Source organism: Hoeflea sp. AS16 (assembly GCF_038900095.1).
GTDB lineage: Bacteria > Pseudomonadota > Alphaproteobacteria > Rhizobiales > Rhizobiaceae > Hoeflea.
The window spans coordinates 47,738-68,096 of record NZ_JBBMQQ010000006.1 but is presented as its reverse complement, the minus strand read 5'-3'; the positions used below and the strand labels follow the sequence as shown (position 1 = coordinate 68,096).

The 20,359-nt window shown below is 58.9% G+C and carries 23 protein-coding genes; 17 read left to right on the top strand and 6 right to left on the bottom strand.

The annotated features are described in order from the left end of the window. The first annotated feature begins 3 nt into the window (after window positions 1-3). The 12 genes from WNY80_RS15460 (at window position 4) to WNY80_RS15405 (ending at window position 10,596) form a co-directional block, all read left to right on the top strand. A complete protein-coding gene (locus WNY80_RS15460) occupies window positions 4-303 on the top strand; it encodes an STAS domain-containing protein (protein ID WP_342888300.1) in 300 nt (99 codons plus the stop codon). Next, window positions 300-665 (top strand): response regulator, encoded by a 366-nt coding sequence (locus WNY80_RS15455; protein ID WP_152010190.1) that lies wholly within the window; start codon window positions 300-302, stop codon window positions 663-665. Before WNY80_RS15460 ends, WNY80_RS15455 begins: the two co-directional genes overlap by 4 nt. Before the next feature lie 13 nt (window positions 666-678). Further along, a complete protein-coding gene (locus tag WNY80_RS15450) occupies window positions 679-2,928 on the top strand; it encodes a chemotaxis protein CheA (RefSeq protein ID WP_342888299.1) in 2,250 nt (749 codons plus the stop codon). A gap of 12 nt (window positions 2,929-2,940) precedes the next feature. Further along, the gene (locus tag WNY80_RS15445) at window positions 2,941-3,396 is read left to right on the top strand and encodes a chemotaxis protein CheW (RefSeq protein ID WP_342888298.1); all 456 of its coding nucleotides are present in this window, start codon (window positions 2,941-2,943) and stop codon (window positions 3,394-3,396) included. Then, window positions 3,393-4,274: a protein-glutamate O-methyltransferase gene (locus WNY80_RS15440; RefSeq protein ID WP_342888297.1), complete on the top strand. Its 882-nt coding sequence runs from the start codon at window positions 3,393-3,395 to the stop codon at window positions 4,272-4,274. Before WNY80_RS15445 ends, WNY80_RS15440 begins: the two co-directional genes overlap by 4 nt. A 5-nt stretch (window positions 4,275-4,279) precedes the next feature. Next, complete coding sequence (locus WNY80_RS15435) at window positions 4,280-5,350, top strand: chemotaxis response regulator protein-glutamate methylesterase (RefSeq protein ID WP_342888296.1); 1,071 nt, start codon at window positions 4,280-4,282, stop codon at window positions 5,348-5,350. Continuing rightward, a complete protein-coding gene (locus WNY80_RS15430; RefSeq protein ID WP_269389511.1) occupies window positions 5,350-5,739 on the top strand; it encodes a response regulator in 390 nt (129 codons plus the stop codon). The genes WNY80_RS15435 and WNY80_RS15430 overlap by 1 nt, the downstream gene beginning before the upstream one ends. Further along, complete coding sequence (gene cheD / locus WNY80_RS15425) at window positions 5,736-6,290, top strand: chemoreceptor glutamine deamidase CheD (RefSeq protein ID WP_342888295.1); 555 nt, start codon at window positions 5,736-5,738, stop codon at window positions 6,288-6,290. Before WNY80_RS15430 ends, cheD begins: the two co-directional genes overlap by 4 nt. A gap of 14 nt (window positions 6,291-6,304) precedes the next feature. Beyond that, window positions 6,305-6,697, top strand: coding sequence for a hypothetical protein (locus WNY80_RS15420; protein WP_342888294.1), 393 nt, complete (start codon window positions 6,305-6,307; stop codon window positions 6,695-6,697). A 106-nt stretch (window positions 6,698-6,803) separates the two neighbouring features. Beyond that, window positions 6,804-8,486, top strand: a complete 1,683-nt coding sequence (gene fliF / locus WNY80_RS15415) for a flagellar basal-body MS-ring/collar protein FliF (protein ID WP_342888293.1) — start codon at window positions 6,804-6,806, stop codon at window positions 8,484-8,486. Window positions 8,487-9,232: 746 nt separating this feature from the next. Further along, complete coding sequence (locus tag WNY80_RS15410; RefSeq protein WP_342888292.1) at window positions 9,233-9,835, top strand: LuxR C-terminal-related transcriptional regulator; 603 nt, start codon at window positions 9,233-9,235, stop codon at window positions 9,833-9,835. 17 nt (window positions 9,836-9,852) lie between these two features. Continuing rightward, window positions 9,853-10,596: a helix-turn-helix transcriptional regulator gene (locus WNY80_RS15405; protein ID WP_342888291.1), complete on the top strand. Its 744-nt coding sequence runs from the start codon at window positions 9,853-9,855 to the stop codon at window positions 10,594-10,596. A 157-nt stretch (window positions 10,597-10,753) separates the two neighbouring features. On the opposite strand, the gene WNY80_RS15400 is transcribed toward WNY80_RS15405, so the two are convergent. From WNY80_RS15400 to motA, 6 genes are read right to left on the bottom strand one after another with little or no spacing between them, the layout of a single operon-like run. Beyond that, window positions 10,754-11,206 (bottom strand): hypothetical protein, encoded by a 453-nt coding sequence (locus WNY80_RS15400; RefSeq protein WP_342888290.1) that lies wholly within the window; start codon window positions 11,204-11,206, stop codon window positions 10,754-10,756. Between the two features lie 2 nt (window positions 11,207-11,208). Beyond that, window positions 11,209-12,294, bottom strand: coding sequence for a flagellar biosynthesis protein FlhB (flhB, locus tag WNY80_RS15395; RefSeq protein WP_342888289.1), 1,086 nt, complete (start codon window positions 12,292-12,294; stop codon window positions 11,209-11,211). A gap of 11 nt (window positions 12,295-12,305) precedes the next feature. Further along, entirely contained in the window at window positions 12,306-13,352 is a 1,047-nt protein-coding gene (locus WNY80_RS15390) for a flagellar motor switch protein FliG (RefSeq protein WP_342888288.1), read from the bottom strand. 1 nt (window position 13,353) lies between these two features. After that, complete coding sequence (gene fliN / locus WNY80_RS15385) at window positions 13,354-14,049, bottom strand: flagellar motor switch protein FliN (protein WP_342888287.1); 696 nt, start codon at window positions 14,047-14,049, stop codon at window positions 13,354-13,356. Window positions 14,050-14,108: 59 nt separating this feature from the next. Beyond that, on the bottom strand, window positions 14,109-15,062 hold the full coding sequence (locus tag WNY80_RS15380; RefSeq protein WP_342888286.1) for a FliM/FliN family flagellar motor switch protein: 954 nt from the start codon (window positions 15,060-15,062) through the stop codon (window positions 14,109-14,111). 4 nt (window positions 15,063-15,066) lie between these two features. Next, window positions 15,067-15,942, bottom strand: a complete 876-nt coding sequence (gene motA / locus WNY80_RS15375) for a flagellar motor stator protein MotA (RefSeq protein WP_342888285.1) — start codon at window positions 15,940-15,942, stop codon at window positions 15,067-15,069. A 204-nt stretch (window positions 15,943-16,146) separates the two neighbouring features. Between motA and WNY80_RS15370 the strand changes: the two genes are divergently transcribed. From WNY80_RS15370 to flgB, 5 genes are all read left to right on the top strand, one after another. Next, window positions 16,147-16,929, top strand: coding sequence for a DUF1217 domain-containing protein (locus tag WNY80_RS15370; protein WP_342888284.1), 783 nt, complete (start codon window positions 16,147-16,149; stop codon window positions 16,927-16,929). Next, window positions 16,929-17,654 (top strand): flagellar basal-body rod protein FlgF, encoded by a 726-nt coding sequence (gene flgF, locus WNY80_RS15365; RefSeq protein WP_342888283.1) that lies wholly within the window; start codon window positions 16,929-16,931, stop codon window positions 17,652-17,654. Before WNY80_RS15370 ends, flgF begins: the two co-directional genes overlap by 1 nt. Window positions 17,655-17,709: 55 nt before the next feature. Beyond that, complete coding sequence (gene fliI, locus WNY80_RS15360) at window positions 17,710-19,089, top strand: flagellar protein export ATPase FliI (RefSeq protein ID WP_342888282.1); 1,380 nt, start codon at window positions 17,710-17,712, stop codon at window positions 19,087-19,089. Continuing rightward, on the top strand, window positions 19,086-19,664 hold the full coding sequence (locus WNY80_RS15355; protein ID WP_342888281.1) for a flagellar protein: 579 nt from the start codon (window positions 19,086-19,088) through the stop codon (window positions 19,662-19,664). The genes fliI and WNY80_RS15355 overlap by 4 nt, the downstream gene beginning before the upstream one ends. A 311-nt stretch (window positions 19,665-19,975) precedes the next feature. Further along, window positions 19,976-20,359 (top strand): flagellar basal body rod protein FlgB, encoded by a 384-nt coding sequence (gene flgB / locus WNY80_RS15350; protein WP_342888280.1) that lies wholly within the window; start codon window positions 19,976-19,978, stop codon window positions 20,357-20,359.

Genomic DNA, 20,359 nt, shown 5'->3' with positions numbered 1-20,359 from the left:
GACATGTCGTCTGACGGTACATCACCGAAAGTTCTGAAACTGCCGGAGGTTCTCGACCTCAACGCAGCCAGTCGGCTGCATGAACAGGTGCTCGCGCACAAGGGCGAGGACATCGACATTGATGCATCGGATGTCACCCGGGTTGGTGCCCAGTGCATCCAGGTGCTGTTGGCCGCCGCCAAGAGCTGGCGCGCGGAAGATCAGAATTTCAAGGTGGAGCCGGCTTCGGATGTCTTTACCAAGACACTGCAATTACTAGGAATTTCGGATGAAGCTCTGCTTCCAAAGGAGATGTTGAAATGAAGAAGAAGGTTCTCACGGTCGATGACTCGCGAACCATCCGCAACATGTTGCTGGTGACCCTGAACAACGCCGGCTTTGACATCGTTCAAGCGGAAGACGGCGTCGAAGGCCTCGAAGTGCTCGAAGAATCCAATCCCGACGTCATCGTCACCGACATCAACATGCCGCGGCTGGATGGTTTTGGTTTCATCGAAGGCGTGCGGCAGAACGACCGCTACCGCGCAATTCCGATCCTGGTTCTAACCACCGAAAGCGACGCGGAAAAGAAGAATCGTGCTCGTGAAGCCGGCGCAACTGGTTGGATTGTTAAACCTTTTGACCCATCGAAGCTGATCGCCGCCATCGAGCGTGTAACCGCCTGACAGGATCTTCCCCATGGACATGAATGAAATCAAGGAGATCTTTTTCCAGGAATGCGAGGAACAACTCGCTGAACTGGAATCCGGTCTGCTCCGACTCAATGATGGCGACACCGATCCGGAAACGGTGAATGCGGTTTTCCGCGCCGTGCATTCGATCAAGGGTGGCGCAGGGGCATTCGGCCTCGACGATCTCGTCTCCTTCGCTCACGTGTTCGAGACAACACTTGATTGCGTTCGATCCAACAAGCTTGAAGCGTCTCCGGACCTGCTCAAGGTCATGCTCCGGTCTGCGGACGTTCTCGCCGACCTGACGGCGGCATCCCGCGACGGCGGCACCGTCGATTCAACCCGGACCTCGGGCCTGGTCGCCGAACTTGAAGCCTACGCCAAGGGCCAGCCGGTACCGAGTGCTTCTGCCGCGGCGCCGGAACCTGCAAAAACCGAAGAGCCTGCTCCGGCCGCCGAAGCGGTCGAGCCCACCGATGACAGCGGCTTCCAGCCGGTTCCGTTCAGCTTCGACAGCCTGGATGATGAACTGGCGATCGAAGACGGCCGCTCGGTTTTCACTGTTCGCTTCAAACCCCGCTCCGATCTTTATGCGAAGGGCAATGAATCGGTCCTGATCCTGCGCGAACTCGCCAAGCTCGGCGACCTTCAGGTCCGCTGCGAGACAGACGATCTGCCTTCGCTGGACATGCTCGATCCGGAAGGCTCTTACTTCTCCTGGTTGATCCGGATTGAAACCGAGAGCGACGAAGAAGCCATTCGTCACGTGTTCGAATTCGTCGAGTGGGACGCCACCGTTGAAATCACCGCCGGCGCCGACGAGGAGGCATTTGCCGCCCCCGCCGCATCGGGCGAGGAACAGCCGATGGCTGCGGTTCCGTTTGACCTGTCGTTGCTGGAAGACCAGCCGGCGGTTTCTGCCGAAGCTGCCGCCCCCGCGCCTGCAGCCGCCGAAGAACCCGCAAAGGCTCCGGCAAACCTGCCGCTTGCAGCCAAGGCGATTGCCGAAAGCGAGAAAAAGGAAACCGTCGTTCCCGCAGTCCCTGCGGCGCCGCAGACCATCCGCGTTGATCTTGACCGCGTTGATCGTCTGATCAACCTGGTCGGCGAGCTGGTGATCAACCAGGCCATGCTGGCGCAGAGCGTGGTTGAAAACGAAAGCGGCGGCTCGTCTGCCGTCAACCTCGGACTTGAAGAGCTTCAGCAGCTGACCCGGGAAATCCAGGACAGCGTGATGGCCATCCGCGCCCAGCCGGTCAAGCCGGTGTTCCAGCGCATGGGCCGTATCGTTCGCGAAATCGCAGACATGACCGGCAAGCAGGTTCGACTGGTCACCGAAGGTGAAAACACCGAAGTCGACAAGACGGTTATCGACAAGATCGCCGAACCGCTGACCCACATGATCCGCAACGCGGTCGATCACGGGCTGGAAAGGCCCGAGAAGCGCACCGAGCTCGGCAAGAACGCCGAAGGTGTGCTGCGTCTCAGCGCGAAACACCGCTCCGGCCGCATTGTAATCGAAATTGCCGATGACGGCGCAGGCATCAACCGTGAACGCGTCAAGGCCAAGGCCATCGAGAACGGGCTGATCACACCGGATTCAAACCTGAGCGACGAGGATATCGACAACCTGATCTTCCATCCCGGTTTCTCGACCGCGGACAAGATCTCCGATATCTCCGGACGTGGCGTCGGCATGGATGTGGTCAAGCGCTCCATCCAGGCCTTGGGCGGCCGAATTTCGATCACCTCCAAGCCCGGCAAGGGCTCGGTCTTCACCATGAGCCTGCCGCTGACGCTGGCCGTTCTCGACGGAATGGTTGTCACGGTCGCCAACCAGACACTGGTCGTGCCGCTCACCGCCATCGTCGAAACGCTGCAGCCGGAAAAGGCCGATATTCATTCCTTTGGCCCAAGCCAGCGGCTTATAGCCATCCGCGACACCTTCTGTCCGCTTGTCGATGTCGGCAACATCCTCAACTTCCGGTCCGATCTGGCCAACCCGATCGACGGAGTGGCCTTGCTGGTGGAATCCGAAGGCGGCGGTCAGCGCGCGCTCATGGTCGACGCTATCCAGGGTCAGCGCCAGGTTGTCATCAAGAGCCTCGAAGCCAACTACACCAATGTCCCGGGCATCGCTGCCGCGACAATTCTCGGTGATGGTCGAGTGGCTCTCATTCTCGATGTCGATGCTGTTGTCACGGCTTCTCGCGGTCAGCCGCTGAGCCCTGACATGGTCCTCGCGGCAACCGGCTAGGGGCAGGGCATAATGCGGATTTCGGAAAATGACATGCTTGAATTGATTGCTTTTACACTTGGCGATCAGGCGTTCTGCGTCGAAGTCATGTCCGTGCGTGAAATCCGCAGCTGGACACCCGCGACCATTCTGCCGCACTCGCCGGGCTATGTTCGCGGCGTGATCAACCTTCGCGGTACGGTGTTGCCGGTAATGGACCTGTCACTGAGACTGGGAATGGCGCCAGCCGAACCCACCGAGGAACATGTCATTATCGTCACCCAGATCGGCACCCAGATTGTCGGTCTGCTGGTGGATTCGGTTTCCGATATCCTCGCGGTCCCCGCAAGCGACATTCACCCGGCGCCCGACGTCAGCAAGAACATGGATCGCGACCTGATCCGAGGGATGCTTCCGATGGATGATCGAATGATCAGCTTTATTCAACTCGACGCCCTTTTTGTCAGCATTGAAAGTGAGGCCGCATGAGCGCCGCTGCTATACTCCAATCGGGCCGGCCTGATGAATGCCTTGTAAAGGGAGAGTATCCGCTCACCCGCAAGGATCTCTCCGAGATTGCCGCGATGATCTACGCCGATGCTGGCATTGCTCTCAACGAGACCAAGGCGTCGCTGGTCTATTCGCGGCTGTCCAAGCGGTTGCGTCAGATCGGACTGAACAGCTTCCGGGATTACTGCGCTCTTGTCGGTTCAGCCGCCGGCGCTGAAGAGCGGCGGGAGATGTTGAGTTTCCTGACCACCAACTTCACCCGCTTCTTCCGCGAGAACCATCATTTTGAGCATCTTCGCACCGAGGTTCTGCCCGGTCTTCTCGCCCGTGCCAATGCCGGCGGCCGGGTTCGCATATGGTCTTCTGCCTGTTCCGATGGCCAGGAGCCCTATTCGATCGCCCTGACCGTGCTCTCCATGGCGCCGAACGTGGCCAACCTGGATTTCAAGATCCTCGCCACCGACATCGATCCGAAAATCATCGCGCAGGCAAAAGCCGGTGTCTATGACGCGCAATCCATCGAGACCGTCGATGCCGGAATGCGCAGCAAGTGGTTTACCCAGACCCCGGAAAAACGCTGGCAGATCAGTGATCAGGTCAAGCAGCTGATCAGCTTCAAGGAGCTCAACCTGATGGCCCAGTGGCCATTCCGCGGGCCGTTTGACGTTATCTTCTGCCGCAACGTCGTGATCTATTTCGACGAACCGACCCAGGCGAAGATCTGGGTTCGCTACGCCGATCTCCTGCCGCCTGGCGGATATCTCTACATTGGCCATTCTGAGCGGCTGTCCGGCGAGGGCAAGGATCGTTTTGAGAACACGGCCATCACCACCTATCGCCACAAGGGGAGGGTCTGACACTCATGACAGCACGAACGCGTGTACTTGTTGTCGACGATTCTCCGACGATGCGGAGCTTGATCAGGGCTGTTCTGCGGTCCGATCCGGGCATTGAGGTCGTCGGGGAGGCCGCCGACGCCATGGAGGCACGGAGCGCCATCAAGAAGCTCAATCCCGACGTCGTCACTCTGGATGTCGAGATGCCCAACATGAATGGCATCGAGTTTCTCGAGAAGATCATGAAACTCAGGCCGATGCCTGTGATCATGGTCTCGACCCTGACCCAGCGCGGCGCCGAGGCGACCTTGGCCGCGCTTGAAATAGGTGCGTTCGATTGCATCGGCAAGCCATTGCCGGGCGATCCGCGGCCGTTCGCGGGACTGGCCGAAACGGTAAAGGCCGCGGCGCGGTCGAAGCGTCATCCGCCAGATCCGGTTGTTGCCGGCCAGGCAGCAGCTGCCGCTGCGCCTGATTATGCCGCGCCCAGCGATTACCAGCCGGCGCGCAAGATTATCGCCATCGGCGCGTCCACCGGCGGTGTCGAGGCATTGATTGCGGTTCTGACCAAGTTTCCGGCCAACTGTCCGCCCACGGTTATTACCCAGCACATGCCTGCGACCTTCACCAGGAGTTTCGCCGAGCGGCTCAACCGCCTGTGCGCGCCACGGGTCAAGGAAGCCGAGGATGGTGACCGGCTCGAGATCGGCCGGATATACCTGGCTCCGGGCGGTGACCGCCATTTGGAGATTTCCAACCCGTCAGCGCCGCGGTGCATGTTGATCGACGGTGCTCCGGTCAATGGCCACCGGCCATCGGTCGACGTCATGTTCAAGTCTGTTGCAAAGCTTGCCGGGCGCAAGGCGGTTGGAATTATCCTGACAGGCATGGGGCGTGACGGAGCGTCCGGCCTGCTGGAAATGCACAAAGCCGGCGCCACCACCTTGGGGCAGAACGAAAAAACCTGCGTTGTCTACGGCATGCCGCGCGTGGCGCACGAGATTGGTGCCGTCGATTTCCAATTGCCTCTTAATCAGATTGGGGAAGAGATCCTCAAGTCAACAACAACAACCTCTCGCAAAGATAGGGTCGCGTGATGTCCATTGCACAGAAAATCAAGGTTCTCATCGTCGATGATCAGGTGACTAGCCGGCTCTTGCTCGGCGACGCACTCCAGCAGCTCGGCTTTACACAGATCACTGTGGCCGGTGATGGAGAGCAAGGTGCCAAGATCATGGCCCAGCAACCACACCATCTGGTTATTTCGGACTTCAACATGCCGAAAATGGATGGCTTGGGCTTTCTCCAGGCGGTCCGGTCCAATCCGGCAACCAAGAAAGCGGCATTTATCATGCTGACAGCCCAGGGTGACCGGGCATTGGTTCAGAAGGCTGCTGCACTCGGCGCAAACAATGTTCTGGCGAAACCGTTCACCATCGAAAAGATGAGAGCGGCGATTGAGGCAGTGTTTGGATCGCTGAAATGACAGCAGACGTCCAGTTTCGCAGGATCCACGTGATCCAGGGCGAATACAAAGTGTCAGATGATCCGGACGTCGTGCTCTCCACCATCCTGGGGTCATGCGTTGCTGCATGCATGCGTGACCCGGTAGCAGGTGTTGGAGGCATGAATCATTTCCTGTTGCCCGGTTCGGCCAACGGGTCCGGTGGCGAAGCAACCCGCTATGGCGTGCATTTGATGGAATTGCTCATCAACGGCCTGCTGAAGAAGGGTGCGCGGCGCGACCGTATTGAAGCCAAGATTATCGGTGGTGCAAAGACGATTGCAGGATTCTCCAATGTTGGGGAGAAGAACGCGGAATTTGCCCAGCAGTTTCTCAGTGACGAAGGCATTCGTATTGTCGGAAGCAATACCGGTGGGGACGTCGGGCGCAAGCTTGAGTACTTCCCCGTCAGTGGCCGCGCCCGCCAGTACCCGCTCTCCGGTGCGGAAACGCAGAAGACGGTTGCACTCGAGACCGCACAACCAAAAATTATTGCACCGAAGCCGGCGGATACGTCGATCGAGTTTTTTTAGGGAGTTCCGCCAAGATGACGCAAAAGTTCGATGACCCCGGCGGTGACGCAACCGAGCCGTTGCGTGAAGTGATGGCCCGGATCAGTTCGGAACTCATTGATGTTGCTCAGCTGATCGAACGGCTCGAGCCTCTCCTGTCCAATGGCAGGTCGACAGAATTTCTGGCGTCTCCCGATCACATGCGGGTCATGCAGGGCATCGATCTTGCTGTTCAGAAAACCCACGGGCTTGCGGACTTCCTCAACGGGCTCGGCGAGCGGCTGGAGCCTGACCACCTCATCGACATTACCACGGCGCTCAATCTGATTACGCTGGAAGACATGAAGCGGCGCCTGATGGCCTCCATTCATGAAGAGCCTTCGGCAGAGGCCTATCAGAAGGCATCGGGCGACCTCGAGTTTTTCTGATCATTCGGGGCCAGGCGGTTCCTGACCATCTTCGCGCAAGTTTCACCATCTAGGGTGAACTTACCGGTCAATGTGGCCGGCATCTTTTATTGAGCGCGGATACAGAATGAGTCTGTTGAACCAGCTGTCACAAATCACCAAGAATCTGGCCGGTCTCGGTCAGACGAAGTTGTTGGCTCTTGTCGGGGTCGGCGCCCTGTCGATCTTTTTGATTATCGGGTCAGCGATATTCCTGAACAAACCAACACGTGAGACGTTGTACATCGGCCTGTCCGGTGAAGACGTTAACCAGATTGGTCTGGTTCTGGCCGAATCCAACATCGATTTCGCAACCGGTGCGGATGGTACATCCGTGACCGTGCCTGCTGGCATGACCAATCGTGCCCGGATGTTGCTGGCAGAACGTGGACTGCCCTCGTCAAGCACCGCAGGCTACGAACTGTTCGACCAGGTCGGCTCTCTCGGACTGACCAGCTTCATGCAGGAAGTGACCCGGGTCCGCGCACTCGAGGGCGAGATCGCCCGCACAATTCAATCAATCAACGGCATTTCGGCAGCGCGTGTTCACATCGTGATGCCTGATCGCGGAAATTTCCGGCGCGGAGACCAGAAACCGTCAGCTTCGGTGATGGTCCGCGGCGGCACCAACATTGCCGGCCGCACTGCAGATTCGATCCGTCATCTGGTCGCTTCATCGGTGCCGGGTCTGACGGTGGATGAAGTCACCGTGCTCGATGCGACAGGCAAGCTGCTCGCCGCCGGGGATGATTTCTCTAACTCGAACATCAACCGCTCGCTCTCGATCGTTCAGATGGTGCAGGGTGAGGTGGAAACCAACATTGAGAAGGCTTTGTCCCCCTTCCTCGGAATCGAGAACTTCAGGGCCAGCGTCAATGCAAACGTCAACACCGACAGCCAGCAGATACAGGAAACCGTTTACGATCCAGAATCCCGTGTCGAGCGGTCGATCCGGGTAACGCGTGAAAACCAGACGTCCAGTCAGTCGACTTCGGCAACGCCTGCCACTGTCGAGCAGAACATTCCCGACCAGGGACCGGGCGCCACCGGTGCAGACGGCCCGCAATCCAGCGAACTGGCCGAGCGGAAAGAAGAGCAGACCAATTTCGAAATCAACTCGAAAACTGTCTCGACCGTACGCAACAGCTACACCATCGAGGGCTTGTCGATCGCGGTTGTGGTCAACAAGGCACGCATCGATGCTATGCTCGGCGGCGAACCCACTCCTGAACAGACCGCGGCCTATATTGCGGAACTTGAAGAGGTTGTTGCTTCCGCTTCCGGCATCGATGTCGAGCGCGGCGACCGCGCCACCGTCACGGTCATGGAGTTCCTGGCCAGCGAAATTCTCACTGCTGATGCCGCACAGCCGGGTTTCATGGATACCCTGAAGACCCATCTCGGCACGATCATCAATGCGATAGCGTTCATCACCGTGGCAGTGTTGCTGATCATGTTCGGCTTCCGTCCGCTGCTGCGCGGCTCGGCTGCAGCCTCCAGCCAGGAAGCGCTTGGCCTGGATGATGAGCTGGAACTGCCTGACTTCTCGCCGGCGGCGATGGGTGGTGGCAACGCAATGCCGATGGAAGGCTTCGGAGCCGACTTCGGATTTGGCGAGGAGAGCGAATCCGATCTTGAACTCGAAGACAGCGGTGCCTTCAACCGCCGCGTCAAGGAAGGTCCGGAGCGGCGTCTCGCCCGGATGGTCGAGATCAACGAGGAACGCGCGGCGAAAATCCTCAGAAGCTGGGCCTCGAGCGAAGCGGCATAACCAAAGAATTATCCCCGGCCGGACCAGCCTCAGGTCCGTCCGTCCGGGGGAACCAAAATTCCGGGATCGCGGACGGCGCGGTCCGGAGCGCAGTGGTCAAAGCGGCCCCCGCCTGAGCGGTGCCTGGGTATCCTTCCCCGGACCAGACGAGAGCCGCTCAAGACAAATTTTGCCGGACAGCAGTCCCTGGCAGCGTAGATTTTTCCCAATCCACATGCTTGTACGGTGCCCCATGCGGTTTCCCCAAAAGGGCGCATGATGCCCCGCTACGCCGGTCCGGGCCTGTATGCGAAATCAAGCGAACCGGTGAAGAATCGGCCTGAAAATAGCAGTATTCGGCCGAAATCATGCCCTTGAGGCTCATTCCCGGCGTCAAATCGGCTGATTCGACGATAAATCGCACAAGCCGCGAGAAATGCTGTAAGTTCCCCTCAGAAAACATTGGTTCTGTCCAGTCCTAGAAAGTGGTTATGTTTTCTCGGGGTGAATTTCGGCACACTACCTCTGCCAGCGAATCGATTCGTTGATTCGATTGGCCGGGCAAACGAGGAAGCGGCTTGGTCTTGCGGTGGGGCGATCGGTTTCGAGTAGCGTATGGATACTGACATTTCCCGAACCATGCGGTGGTTTCTCAGTGCGCTGTCAGTTGCGGGCACTATACGAGGGAAGGGTATCTGATGATTGCACGCGGGGCATTTATCCATGATTTGGAAGCTCAGCGGAATTGTGGGCATCTGACAGGTGGAATGGACCTTATCTGCGCCTATGCCGGCGCGCGGTCCTATCTTCTGGCCCGGACGGATCTGTATTCGGACCGCAATCACGATTTCATCGTAACCTCGAACTGGCCCTTCAATCTTGTCCGCAAATTTGGCGCGACACTGGTTGATTCCGAGGCTCGGACAAGCGAGGTGCGTCGTTGCCTCCAGGCCTTCGAGCCGACATTCCAGGAAATTGACACATCGGTGGACTTGGCGCCTGAATATGCGCGACGGATGTGCCTGATCCCTTACAATGCCGGACAGGCCCGCATGTTGCTGGTCCTCCTGTTCGACAAGGATGCATCGGTCTCGCACGACCGCATGCGCGACGTGGCCCTGGCAACCGCCTATCACACCTCGCAGTTTCCCGAGCTGGTTTCGAACAATTATGCGCTTTCCGACCTCACGGTGCGGGAAGTCGAATGCCTTTCCTGGATTGGCGAGGGGAAAACCAGCGATGAGATTGCGTTGATTATCGGTATCTCACGCAACACCGTGAACAATTATATCACCAGCATCATGAACAAGACCGGCGCAAAAACACGCTCCGAAGCGGTTGCATTCGCCGTTCGTCAGCGCATTATATGACCAGAGGAACCACCTAGATGGAAATCGGAGCATATCAAGACGCACAAAATACCCAGGAGCGCTCTTCGGAGCGTTCACCTGGCGGTGGTGCGGTTGGCGATGCCGGTTCGATTGCTGATTTGTTTCCCAAGCTTGTGACAATGCAGAGGCTCTGTGGCAGCACCGCGTTCGCGCTGTTGACCGTTCAGGCGCATACATTGCTGAAACCGGGCCAGATCGAGTGCGCCATGCAGAGCCCCGGTTCCCAGGACCGAGTCGGCAAGTTCCTCCTCGAACATTCGGAATTCCTGCTCGAACACCTGTCCTCTTCACCGTGCCCGGTCATGTTTGCACCGCAGGATGCAACGGTGTTCAACTCCTCGCCTGCCGTTGTCATCCAGACGGAAGCCGGTTCTGGCACCAACCTGGCGTTTCCGGTCCAGCTGGGAACGATGGGCAATGGCTTCGTGGTGTTCTTCGACGCCCGCGCCATTCTCAACAATGACATCCTCATCGATCTGCACCGGAAGTCTCTCACGGTGATGCGGGAAAAGCTGCGGCTTGCATTCGGCATGACAAGCGGATCGGAAAATCTCAACGACCGCGAAATTGAATGCCTGCAGCTGGTCGGAAACGGCATGAAGAGCGAAGCGATCGGCGAGCAGCTCAATCTTTCGGTCCACACCGTAAATGCCTATCTGGGATCGGCGACGACCAAGCTCAACGCCGTCAACCGTATTCAGGCGATTGCAAAGGCAATCCGGCTGGGCGTCATTGCGTGACAACCGTCACCAGTCGGTGTGAAGCGCGCTGTGCGGTGCCCGCACGAAAGTCGGACAATCAAGGTCAAGACAGGCAATCAGCTCAAGCCTGAGCCTCTGGATGCTTTGGAAAAAATGGAGCTGAGCCGGACGTTCGCCTTCCGGCAAGCCGGATGCTTCAGGCCGCGGGTCTGGAGATCTGGGTCGCGTTCATGAATGGCCGGAACGCCGCCGCGCGCAGGTTTTCTGCAAGCACGGTGGTATAGTCGTCCGGATTTTCCAGCGTCTCGTCAAAAGCAATGTGATTGATTTCAACGCCGCCGCAATCCTGTTCCAGCACCAGTCGTGCGTAAATGGTGACCTTCTTTGGACGGATCTCGAGATCAAGCACCACGCGCGGCTGTCCGCCCCAGTCCAGATAATAGTCGCCGCCGATGCCGAGCTTGATTGTGCCGGGCAGAAAATACATTTCTGCTGCCGAAGCCACCAGGTCGGCCAGGTCGCCGTGCCTTTCGAAACGCAGCATCGAGATGAGATCGGCCACGTCGATCAGGCGCAGTTCGCTCGCAACCGTACAGATGGCGTCTGCGATGATCTTTTCCTGCTCGGCGGAGAAGGGATTCTGTTTCATGATCAGGCGCCCGGAATTCTGGAATTAGGTTTGGCCGAATAAATACGGTGCACCAACTCGGCAACAGCCTTGTAGAACACCGGTGGAATGAAATTATCGACTGAGACTTGCGCAAAAATGGAGCGTGCCAGTGGCGGGTCCTCAAAAACCGGAATTCCGTGCGCTTCGGCCACTTCACGGATCTTCAGCGCAATCAGGTCCTTGCCCTTTGCAATGACGATCGGAGCCCCGCCTTCCTCGCGCACATAGCGCAAGGCGATGGCATAATGGGTCGGGTTGGCAATCACCAGCGTGGCACGCGGAACATCCGCGATCATCCGCCGCCGCGCACGGTCACGGGCAAGCGAGCGCTGGCGGGCTTTCATGATCGGATCGCCATCCGATTGCTTGAGCTCGTCCTTGATGTCCTGCTTGCTCATCTTCAGGTCCTGGTGCCAGCTGTAGCGGGTCCACAACAGGTCGAGAACAGCCAGTGTGGCCGTGCAGATCAGCACCACCACGATCACCTTGCCGGCCATCCGCGCCATGTCGGGCACAACCAGCATCGGGTCCATGAACATGAAGTCCAGCGAGCGGAAATATTCGGTCTGCATCACCACTGCGACGATCGTCGAGACCGCCGCAATTTTGAAAATGTTCTTGCCGAATTCGACAAAACCCTTGGCGCCGTATATCCGGCCGAAGCCCTTGGCGATGGAGATCCGCTCGAGCTTTGGCTGGATCCGGTCAAGAACCGGGCTCGGCATGTTCTGCAGAACCGAGGCGGAGATGCCAAACCCCATCAAAAGCGCGAAAGCCGGCAGCAGGATTCCGCCGGCTTCGAAAAACAGCAGCTCGAACAGGGCCATCGCATCGCCGCCGTTGGTTAGCCGCCAGCCGTCCGATTGCTCGAACAGATCCTTCAGTGTTTCGGCAAACCGTCCGGCACTGTTGGGCAGAAAGAAGACGAGGAAAACCAGCATGCCAAGCGTGGATGCAAAGATCGGGACCTCGCGGCTGAAGGGCACATTGCCCTTGTCCACCGCGTCCCGGATCTTTTTCTCTGTTGGTTCTTCTGTTTTGCTGTCTTTGTCTTCGCTCTCAGCCATCGTAGCTCAGGTCAAGCTGCGGCAGCTTCGGCGTCTGCGTCTTCACGCAGCGTCAGCTGGTCCAGCCCGGCCAGTCTGATGGCCTCCTGGGCGATGCTGCGCCGGGCAACGGCGATTTCACGAGTACTGACATTGCCTGCGCCTGCGGCGAGGTCCGATTCGATCATCCGCCGCTGACGGGCACCGATGGCCGACAGGACCGCGTCGGTCAGCTCCTGATCCGCACCGCGCAGGGCGGTGGTGATGATGTCGCCGGAAATATCGTTGAAAAGCGTAACCCGGCTCTTCTGCGGCATCAGGATGATGTCGTCGAACAGGAAGATCCGCGGACGGACCTTTTCGACAGCGGTCTTGGAGACAGTCTCAAGCGCGCCGAGCAGTGATTCGACATCCGGCTTGGACAGCTCGTTCATGATCTCTGCGACCTTGACCGAGCCGGTGCTCGACCGTTCCGCCTCGATGGCGGTGACCAGGTCCCGGACCCGGGCCTCGATGATTTCTGCAGCCCGCGGATTGACGTTCTTGAGGTCGACGGCGCGACGGACGATATCGACCCGGGCCTTTTCCGGCAGCTTCATCAGCGTCCGGCCGGCAAATGCGGTCGGCAGCATCGAAACGATGTAGGCCGCGGTTTGCGGGTGTTCGCTCTGCAGGAACTTGCCGACGCGATCGGGATCGGAATCCTGAAGACGATCCCAGATCGAGGTTTCAAAGCTCTGGAACTGGGTGCGGCGTCCGAGTAGACCGTCGACTTCGTCCGGCGTCAGGCCTTCTTCGAGAATGCCTTCCATCGCCTTGGCATTGTCCATCAGGCCGGTGCCTTCGCTGAACAGATCCTCGAATTCGTTGACCAGTTCCACCAGTTCCTGCGGCTTGATGGTGCGCAGGTTCTGGGCATTCTTGATGATTTGCTGCAGCTCTTCATGTTCGAAGAATTTCAGCAGTTTGCCCGCCACCGGTTTTCCCATGGCGAGCAGCACGGCTGCGGCCTTTTCAGACGGAGTCAGGACTGTGCCGACTTCGGTGCTTTCCGGGGTGAACTCATCATAGTCTGTCATATCAGTTCGATTTCTTCTGCGGTTCGCCGATGACTTCGATTATCTTGACAGCAAATTTGGTGTCGTCTGTCTCCAGAACTGTAATCTCTCCATGGCCGATTAGCTTGCCGTTAACCATGATATCCACAGGTTCTCCGATTTTCCGGTCCAGGGCGATTGTCGCGCCTTCGGAAAGGTTCATCAAAGTGGAAACAGCCATGCGGCTCGAACCGAGAATGATCTGGACGTCGATCGGAATACCGAGAACCAGATCCACCCGGTTGGTGGATCCGCTGGCGCCGATCTTGACGCCCGGGTCGGCAGCCTGCGGTGATCCGAAGTCCTGAACCAGGGCATTGCCGGCCGCTACTGCAGCTGAAGGCTCGCCGAGATCCGGTCCGCCGAAGTCGCCGCCGAAATCTCCACCGCCGAGCCCTGCCGCATCAAGGTCAACTCCGCCGAAATCGGAGGTGTCCGCTGCCGGATCGCCTATGTTGAACGGATCGTCGGCCGCTGTGTCTTCCCCGAAGTCTGCGTCAAAATCGGAACCAAAGGCTGCTGCGCCACCCATACCATCCACGCTTTCTTCAGTGAGATCCGGCTCCATGCCGGCATCTTTCTTCAATACGTCGCGAAGATCACCCACGGCTTCATCTATCGCGCCGTCATCCTGCGCCATCAGATCGTCAGTGCCATCAAGTGCTTTTTCGCCAGCCATGTATCTTTATCCCGTCTGAAGCTTGCCCGGAGCCTTCCATGCGGCTCGCGGGCTTCATCTCATCTAAAATCGGTTTTCCAGTTTTCGTCCGGCCCGGCCTGACCTTCGACCTTGACCATGTAGCGCGAGCCAGCCCGGCCCAGTGCGCAGGTGTAAAGCGGTTGTCCGTTCGCGCTCAGGGTAACCTCGATATCGCCATTGTTTGCGAATGCGATCAGGTCACCAGGCTGCAAACGGCTGATCTCGCCGAGCTCCAGAGATTGCAGTGCCACCGCGGCCTGCAGGCTGATTTGCGATTTGGAAACGCGGTCGCTCAACCGTTCGGTCCATTCACCCTTGTTCGGGTCGGACTTCTTGTCGAGCTTGGCCGCATTGGTCTTTGTCTTGAGCAGGACCGATTGCGGCAGGATGAGGGTGAGGGGCGCCGCGATGGCGCCGAATTCGATATCAAGCGTCAACGCGACGGCATGAAAATCCGGAATCGGATCGTCCTCTTCCTCGGGATGCTCCGGCTGCGGGTTTTTCGCCCGCGCCCTTGCGTCGGGCTTGGCCGATACCAGGTTGCGCAGACTGTCGTTGAGCTGTTCGAACACCACCAGCGACATGTCGAGTTCGATACCCGAGAGCGGCCGTGCCGCGATGTCGAGATGATCGGGGTCAGAACCGCCCAGCAGGCATTCGACCATGCCGATGATCAGCTTCGTGCCGCACAGGCTGGAAATTTCACTTGACCAGTTGGCGATGGTCGCTTCGCAATACACCGTGTCGCCGCTCAATTCGGCGAGCAGTTCACGGCGGCGCCCCAGGTGGATTTCGCCAGGGCGGGCGTCGATCATGACGCCGGTCGCACTCTGGAAAGCCGTGGACAGCATCGGGCACAGCGCATTCAGCAGGTTCTGGCTTCTTGTCTGGATATCCGGGGTGTTGCCCTTGAGGCCGATCATCCGGTCCAGCAGGTCCGGATCAAATCCGTTGCCGCCTGTCGGTTCCTGGTTTTCGGTCGCTACGCTCATCGGATCAGGCCGCCTTCGCTTCGCCGCCGCCAGGATTCATCATTTCCTGTTCGACTGCATCGATGGATGGGCGCTCGTAGGAAGAGATCGTCTTGCGGCCGTGCTCGAGAGCAACCTGGGGAACCGAACCGTTCATGTAGGCCAGCAGGGTCTGCTTGACGATCGTGTAAAGCCGGTTCTGCTTGGTCCGCACGATCTTGATGTTCAGGGCGATCGGGCTGAAAACGCAGTAGGACAGGAAAATTCCGAGCATGGTACCGACCAGGGCCGCGCCGATCAGTCCGCCAAGCACGGCAGGCGATTCATTGATCGCGCCCATCGCTTTGATCACGCCCAGAACCGCGGCAATAATACCGATAGCCGGATAGGCGTCGGACATCGTGCTCATGGCGTTGTAGGGCTTCAGGCGGTCCTGCGCGATTGTGTGGATTTCCTCATCCATCAAGGCTTCGATCTCGTGCGGACGGGCATTGCCGATAATGATCAGGCGGACGTAATCGCAGATGAACGAGGTCAGTTCCTTGTTCCTCAGGATCGTCGGCGCCGATTGAAACAGTTCCGACTCTTCCGGGTTGTCAATGTGGCTTTCGATTTCGTTGCGGCTCTTGGTCCGCAGGTCGCGCATCAGCGAATACAGAATGCTCAGCGTGTCGAGATATTCGCGTTCCTTGGGAACCGTGCCCTTGAATGCCTCGCCGCATGCTTTCACCGTGTCTTTGATGGTCTTGACCGGATTGGACATGATGAAACCGCCGATACCCGCGCCGCCGATAATCAGCAGCTCGAACGGTTGGTTGAGCACCTCGATATGCCCGCCCATGGCCATGAAGCCGCCGAGTACGCAACCGATGGTAATAACAAAACCAACAATAATATTCATAACGTCCCGCCACGGTAATTGAGATGCAGGACAATCACTACGGCTTGAGCCTTGTGTGAAGCTGAATCTGTCTGTGTGATGAATGGCTTCCTGCAAATCTTCAGCTTCGCACAAGCAAGATGGCCTAATCCGGGACAGGCTTGCGGGGGTTGTGCCTGTCGCCAACTGCGCAATGCGCCCTGGAAAACAGGAAGGGTACATCCGGTGACATCAACATACACCAGTTACAATCTGATCACTCGGGATCTTCCCAAGTCGATCGAACGGATTGCCAGCCAGCCCCAGGTCGCGCGGGAAAGCGAATACTATCTCAGCCGCATTTCCGAGATCAAATCCATTGACGAATTCATGGCCGACACGCGCGTGTTCAACTACGCCATGAAGGCGCATGGTCTTGAGGACATGGATTACGCCAAGGCGTTCATGCGCAAGGTCTTGACGGAAGGTGTCGACAACGAGGACGCCTTTGCCAACAAGCTTGCCGATTCCAAGTACAAGGAATTCGCCGAGACCTACAATTTTGCCCGCAATGGCGAAACCGCGACCATCTTCAACAAGGCGCAGCAGGGCACGGTCGACAAGTATCACCGGATAACGCTGGAAGAAGAAGTCGGCCAGGACAATACCGGTGTCCGGTTGGCGCTCTATTTCGAGCGGACAGCCCCGGAGCTCGATTCCGTCTACGGCATTCTCGCCGATACGGCCCTTTACGAAGTCGTCCGGACAGCGCTCGGCATCCCGGCGGAAGTCGCCGCTTCCGACATCGACAAGCAGGCCGAGATGCTCAAGTCGCGTCTCGACATCGAAGACTTCAAGGATCCGGAAAAACTCAACACGTTCATGCAGCGCTTCACCGCTCTCTGGGAGCTCGACAATCCCTCGTACGGATCTGCCGATTCCAGCCTGCTGCTGAGCTCGTCCACCGGTTTCGGCATCACGCCGGAGCTGATGCTCTCCATCAACAATCTCAAACTCGGGGGCCGCTGATGCAGGGTTCTATCTATGTTTCTTTGTCATCCCAGATTGCGCTTGAGCGCCGCCTGACCACGCTGGCCGACAACGTCGCCAACGCCAATACCACCGGCTTCAGGGCCACGGAGGTCAAGTTCAATGAAGTGCTGGCCAACACCGGCTCGACCGATGTGTCCTTTGTCGACGAGGGTCAGGATTATCTGAGCACGGCCAATGGCGGTTTGAAGACCACCGGCAGCGCGCTCGATTTCGCCATTCGCGGCGACGCCTGGTTCATGATCGAGACACCGACCGGAAAAATGCTGACCCGCGATGGTCGCTTTACGCTCACCGATGCCGGCCAGCTGGTCAACATCAATGGATATCCCGTGCTCGACCCGGGCGAGGCGCCGATTCAGCTCGATCCCGATGGCGAGCCGCCAAAGGCAGGGCGCGACGGCGGACTGAGCCAGGATGGCTTCCGGCGCGGCGCCATCGGATTGTTCTCTGCCGATTTCAGGGATGGCTTTACGCGTAAGGCCCCGATCGGCATCGTGCCGACAATTCCGCCTGAACCAGTACTCGACGCTGACAGCGCCGGCCTGCTGCAGGGCTACATCGAGAACTCGAACGTCAATGCCATGGCTGAAATGAGCCGCCTGATCACAATCTCGCGCGCGTTCGACAACATCTCGTCGATGACCAAGTCGACCGAGGAAGTGTTCAGGGAAGCCATCCGCACTCTCGGCAGCGGAAATTGAGGCTGATGCCGGGCATGCCGGATAATTCTGTCTCTGTGCAGGGAGACTGCGCGCTATGACCGGCAGGTCGGGTCTGGCCACGCTTGCCGAGAACGTGCGCAGCTTTTCCAAGCCGGAAGGCGCCTACGATATTTCAGGCACCGTCACCGCTGTCGCGCCCGGCCACTGCGTTGTCGCCGGCTTGTCGCGGCATGTCCGGATCGGAGATTTCCTCACATTTCGCGGCGGCGATGCTGCAACGCTTGCTGAAGTTGTCAGCCTCGGTCCCGATGAACTGATTGCCTGTCCGGTCGATGGGGCATCCCAGGCCAATATAGGTGAACGCGTCTGGCGTCGCGGCCCGTTCCGGCTGTCGCCTGACCAGAGCTGGTGCGGGCGGACGATCAACGCACTTGGAGAGCCGGTCGACGGATTCGGACCACTCAAGCAGGGACCGGTTCCCCGTTCGGTAACCGGCGCCGCCCCGGCGTCGATGTTGCGCCAGAGGGTCGACAAGCCGCTCAAGACCGGGATCCGCGTCGTCGACGTTTTCACGCCACTGTGCCAGGGGCAGCGCCTCGGGGTCTTCGCCGGATCCGGCGTCGGCAAGTCAACGCTTCTGTCGATGTTCGCCAAGGCCGCAGATTTCGACCGCGCCGTGGTGGCGCTGGTGGGCGAACGTGGCCGTGAAGTCCGCGAATTCATCGAGGATACGCTTGGCCCGAACATGGCAAAGACCGTTGCCGTGGTCGCCACCAGCGATGAAAGCCCGATGCAGCGCAAGCTCGCGCCGTTGACGGCGATGGCCATCGCCGAACATTTCCGCGACGCCGGCGAGAACGTGCTCCTGATCGTCGACAGCCTGACGCGCTTCGCCCATGCGCTGCGCGAGATCGGCATGGCGGCAGGCGAGCCGCCGGTCGCCCGTGGTTACCCTGCATCTGTTTTCACAGCCCTGCCGGGCTTGCTGGAGCGCGCCGGCCCCGGACCGGAAGGCGCCGGAGCAATCACCGCGATTGTCTCGATCCTGGTCGATGGCGACAACCACAACGACCCGGTGGCGGACTCGGCCCGCGGCATTCTCGACGGGCACCTGGTGCTCGACCGTGCGCTTGCAGATGAAGGCCGCTATCCACCGGTCAATCCGCTGACGTCGATTTCCCGTCTGGCCCGCAAGGCCTGGCGCGGCGACGAGGAAAAGCTCGTGATGCGCCTGAAGGCACTGATTCACCGCTTCGAGGAAACCCGCGATTTGCGGCTGATCGGCGGTTATCGCGCGGGCTCTGATGCCGAACTGGAAATGGCGATCAAGCAGACGCCGGTGATCTACGAGACACTGCGGCAGACGCCGGAACAGCCGCCAAGCGCCGATGCGTTTGCCGAACTCGCGGATGCAATGAAGGCTGCGGCCGGGTTGCCCGTTTCATCGCCCGCCAAGGAAAGGACGAAACAGTGACCGACGACGTTGTCAAAGCCGCGCTTGAAGCCATTGAGAGTGAAGATGAAGCACCGGTTCGCGCTGCGGCCCCGAAGCGGAACGGCGACCGCATATTGGCCGTCGCCGGCTTCATGCTGGCAACTGCCGCGGCGTTCTTCCCCTGGTACGTCTTCTTCAACCAGGAGAGTTTCGGAATCGCGCCGATGGGCTACAGCGAAACCCGCGATCTTCCTGAAACCGGTGGGCGTTCTTTCGTCAACGTGTCGCCGCTTGCGATTCCCGACGAAAGGGATGGAAGCGCAGAGCCGTCGGCTTTTGACCCGATTACAACTGCGACCGTGTCCAGTATCGGCGAGGAGGGCAATGGCGCGCCGCAGTTGACCACCGTCGACCCCGACAAGACCTTTCCCGGCAAGCCGCGCTACAAGCTCTTGCATGTTGCCAACGGACGTGTGCTCATCGAGGACAAGTCGGGCATGTATATTGTTCGCATTGGCTCGGTTCTGCCGGACAATTCCCGTCTCGCCAAGCTCGAAAAGCGCGAAGGCCAATGGGTGATCATCACCTCCAACGGCGAAGTCATCCGGCGTTGATGCGACCGGAAGCATCGGCTTTCTACACGGGCGGCCTGCCGCCCGTTTGATCTGTTTGCCGCGCCGGCGATTGCTCTGGCCAGCCCGCGCCGGTGACGTTCCCGAAAGCGCCGCCGCTCATGATTCGAGCGTCAATACCCTGCCGACATGCTCTGTTTTCCTTGCCAAGTTTTGTATTTCCGGCCGCAACACGGCAGGCAAACCGGCAGCGTTATACTTGAAGATTGGTGCATGACGCAGGCACATTTCCCGTAAGGCACACGCAAGATTAACGGCCTAATCTCTGCACTTGTTAAGGACAGGGAAACGCTATGCAGCCGATTCAGCTTTTCGAACTGGCATCCAGCCAATCGCACTGGCTCACAGTGCGCCAAAGTGTGGTTGCCGGAAACATTGCGAATGCCAATACCCCCGGTTACGCATCCAGGGATGTGGCGCCGTTTGAAGCCGTGCTCGACCAGACCAAGGCTCCGGTCCGCATGGCAGCGACCCATCCCGGCCATATTCACGAAGATCCGATGCGCGGTGCGGTTCGCGCTGGCAGCTTTGGAGACGTCGACGTCCAGCCTTCCGGCAACTCGGTCAATCTGCCTGAGGAAATGACCAAGACCGGGGAAATCAAGCGGCAGTACGAACTCAATACAGGCATGGTGAAAGCCTTTCACCGGATGATGCTTCTGACTGTGAGGCGCTGA

Excerpts from the sequence above, each read along its gene's own strand:
- WNY80_RS15410 (WP_342888292.1), top strand. The coding sequence starts at position 9,233 with ATGGACCTTATCTGCGCCTATGCCGGCGCGCGGTCCTATCTTCTGGCC.
- WNY80_RS15390 (WP_342888288.1), bottom strand. The coding sequence starts at position 13,352 with ATGACAGACTATGATGAGTTCACCCCGGAAAGCACCGAAGTCGGCACA.
- flhB (WP_342888289.1), bottom strand. The coding sequence starts at position 12,294 with ATGGCTGAGAGCGAAGACAAAGACAGCAAAACAGAAGAACCAACAGAG.
- WNY80_RS15380 (WP_342888286.1), bottom strand. The coding sequence starts at position 15,062 with ATGAGCGTAGCGACCGAAAACCAGGAACCGACAGGCGGCAACGGATTT.
- WNY80_RS15400 (WP_342888290.1), bottom strand. The coding sequence starts at position 11,206 with ATGAAACAGAATCCCTTCTCCGCCGAGCAGGAAAAGATCATCGCAGAC.
- WNY80_RS15405 (WP_342888291.1), top strand. The coding sequence starts at position 9,853 with ATGGAAATCGGAGCATATCAAGACGCACAAAATACCCAGGAGCGCTCT.
- flgF (WP_342888283.1), top strand. The coding sequence starts at position 16,929 with ATGCAGGGTTCTATCTATGTTTCTTTGTCATCCCAGATTGCGCTTGAG.
- fliI (WP_342888282.1), top strand. The coding sequence starts at position 17,710 with ATGACCGGCAGGTCGGGTCTGGCCACGCTTGCCGAGAACGTGCGCAGC.
- cheD (WP_342888295.1), top strand. The coding sequence starts at position 5,736 with ATGACAGCAGACGTCCAGTTTCGCAGGATCCACGTGATCCAGGGCGAA.
- WNY80_RS15430 (WP_269389511.1), top strand. The coding sequence starts at position 5,350 with ATGTCCATTGCACAGAAAATCAAGGTTCTCATCGTCGATGATCAGGTG.
- WNY80_RS15420 (WP_342888294.1), top strand. The coding sequence starts at position 6,305 with ATGACGCAAAAGTTCGATGACCCCGGCGGTGACGCAACCGAGCCGTTG.
- WNY80_RS15450 (WP_342888299.1), top strand. The coding sequence starts at position 679 with ATGGACATGAATGAAATCAAGGAGATCTTTTTCCAGGAATGCGAGGAA.
- WNY80_RS15445 (WP_342888298.1), top strand. The coding sequence starts at position 2,941 with ATGCGGATTTCGGAAAATGACATGCTTGAATTGATTGCTTTTACACTT.
- WNY80_RS15455 (WP_152010190.1), top strand. The coding sequence starts at position 300 with ATGAAGAAGAAGGTTCTCACGGTCGATGACTCGCGAACCATCCGCAAC.
- motA (WP_342888285.1), bottom strand. The coding sequence starts at position 15,942 with ATGAATATTATTGTTGGTTTTGTTATTACCATCGGTTGCGTACTCGGC.
- fliF (WP_342888293.1), top strand. The coding sequence starts at position 6,804 with ATGAGTCTGTTGAACCAGCTGTCACAAATCACCAAGAATCTGGCCGGT.
- WNY80_RS15460 (WP_342888300.1), top strand. The coding sequence starts at position 4 with ATGTCGTCTGACGGTACATCACCGAAAGTTCTGAAACTGCCGGAGGTT.
- fliN (WP_342888287.1), bottom strand. The coding sequence starts at position 14,049 with ATGGCTGGCGAAAAAGCACTTGATGGCACTGACGATCTGATGGCGCAG.
- WNY80_RS15435 (WP_342888296.1), top strand. The coding sequence starts at position 4,280 with ATGACAGCACGAACGCGTGTACTTGTTGTCGACGATTCTCCGACGATG.
- WNY80_RS15440 (WP_342888297.1), top strand. The coding sequence starts at position 3,393 with ATGAGCGCCGCTGCTATACTCCAATCGGGCCGGCCTGATGAATGCCTT.
- flgB (WP_342888280.1), top strand. The coding sequence starts at position 19,976 with ATGCAGCCGATTCAGCTTTTCGAACTGGCATCCAGCCAATCGCACTGG.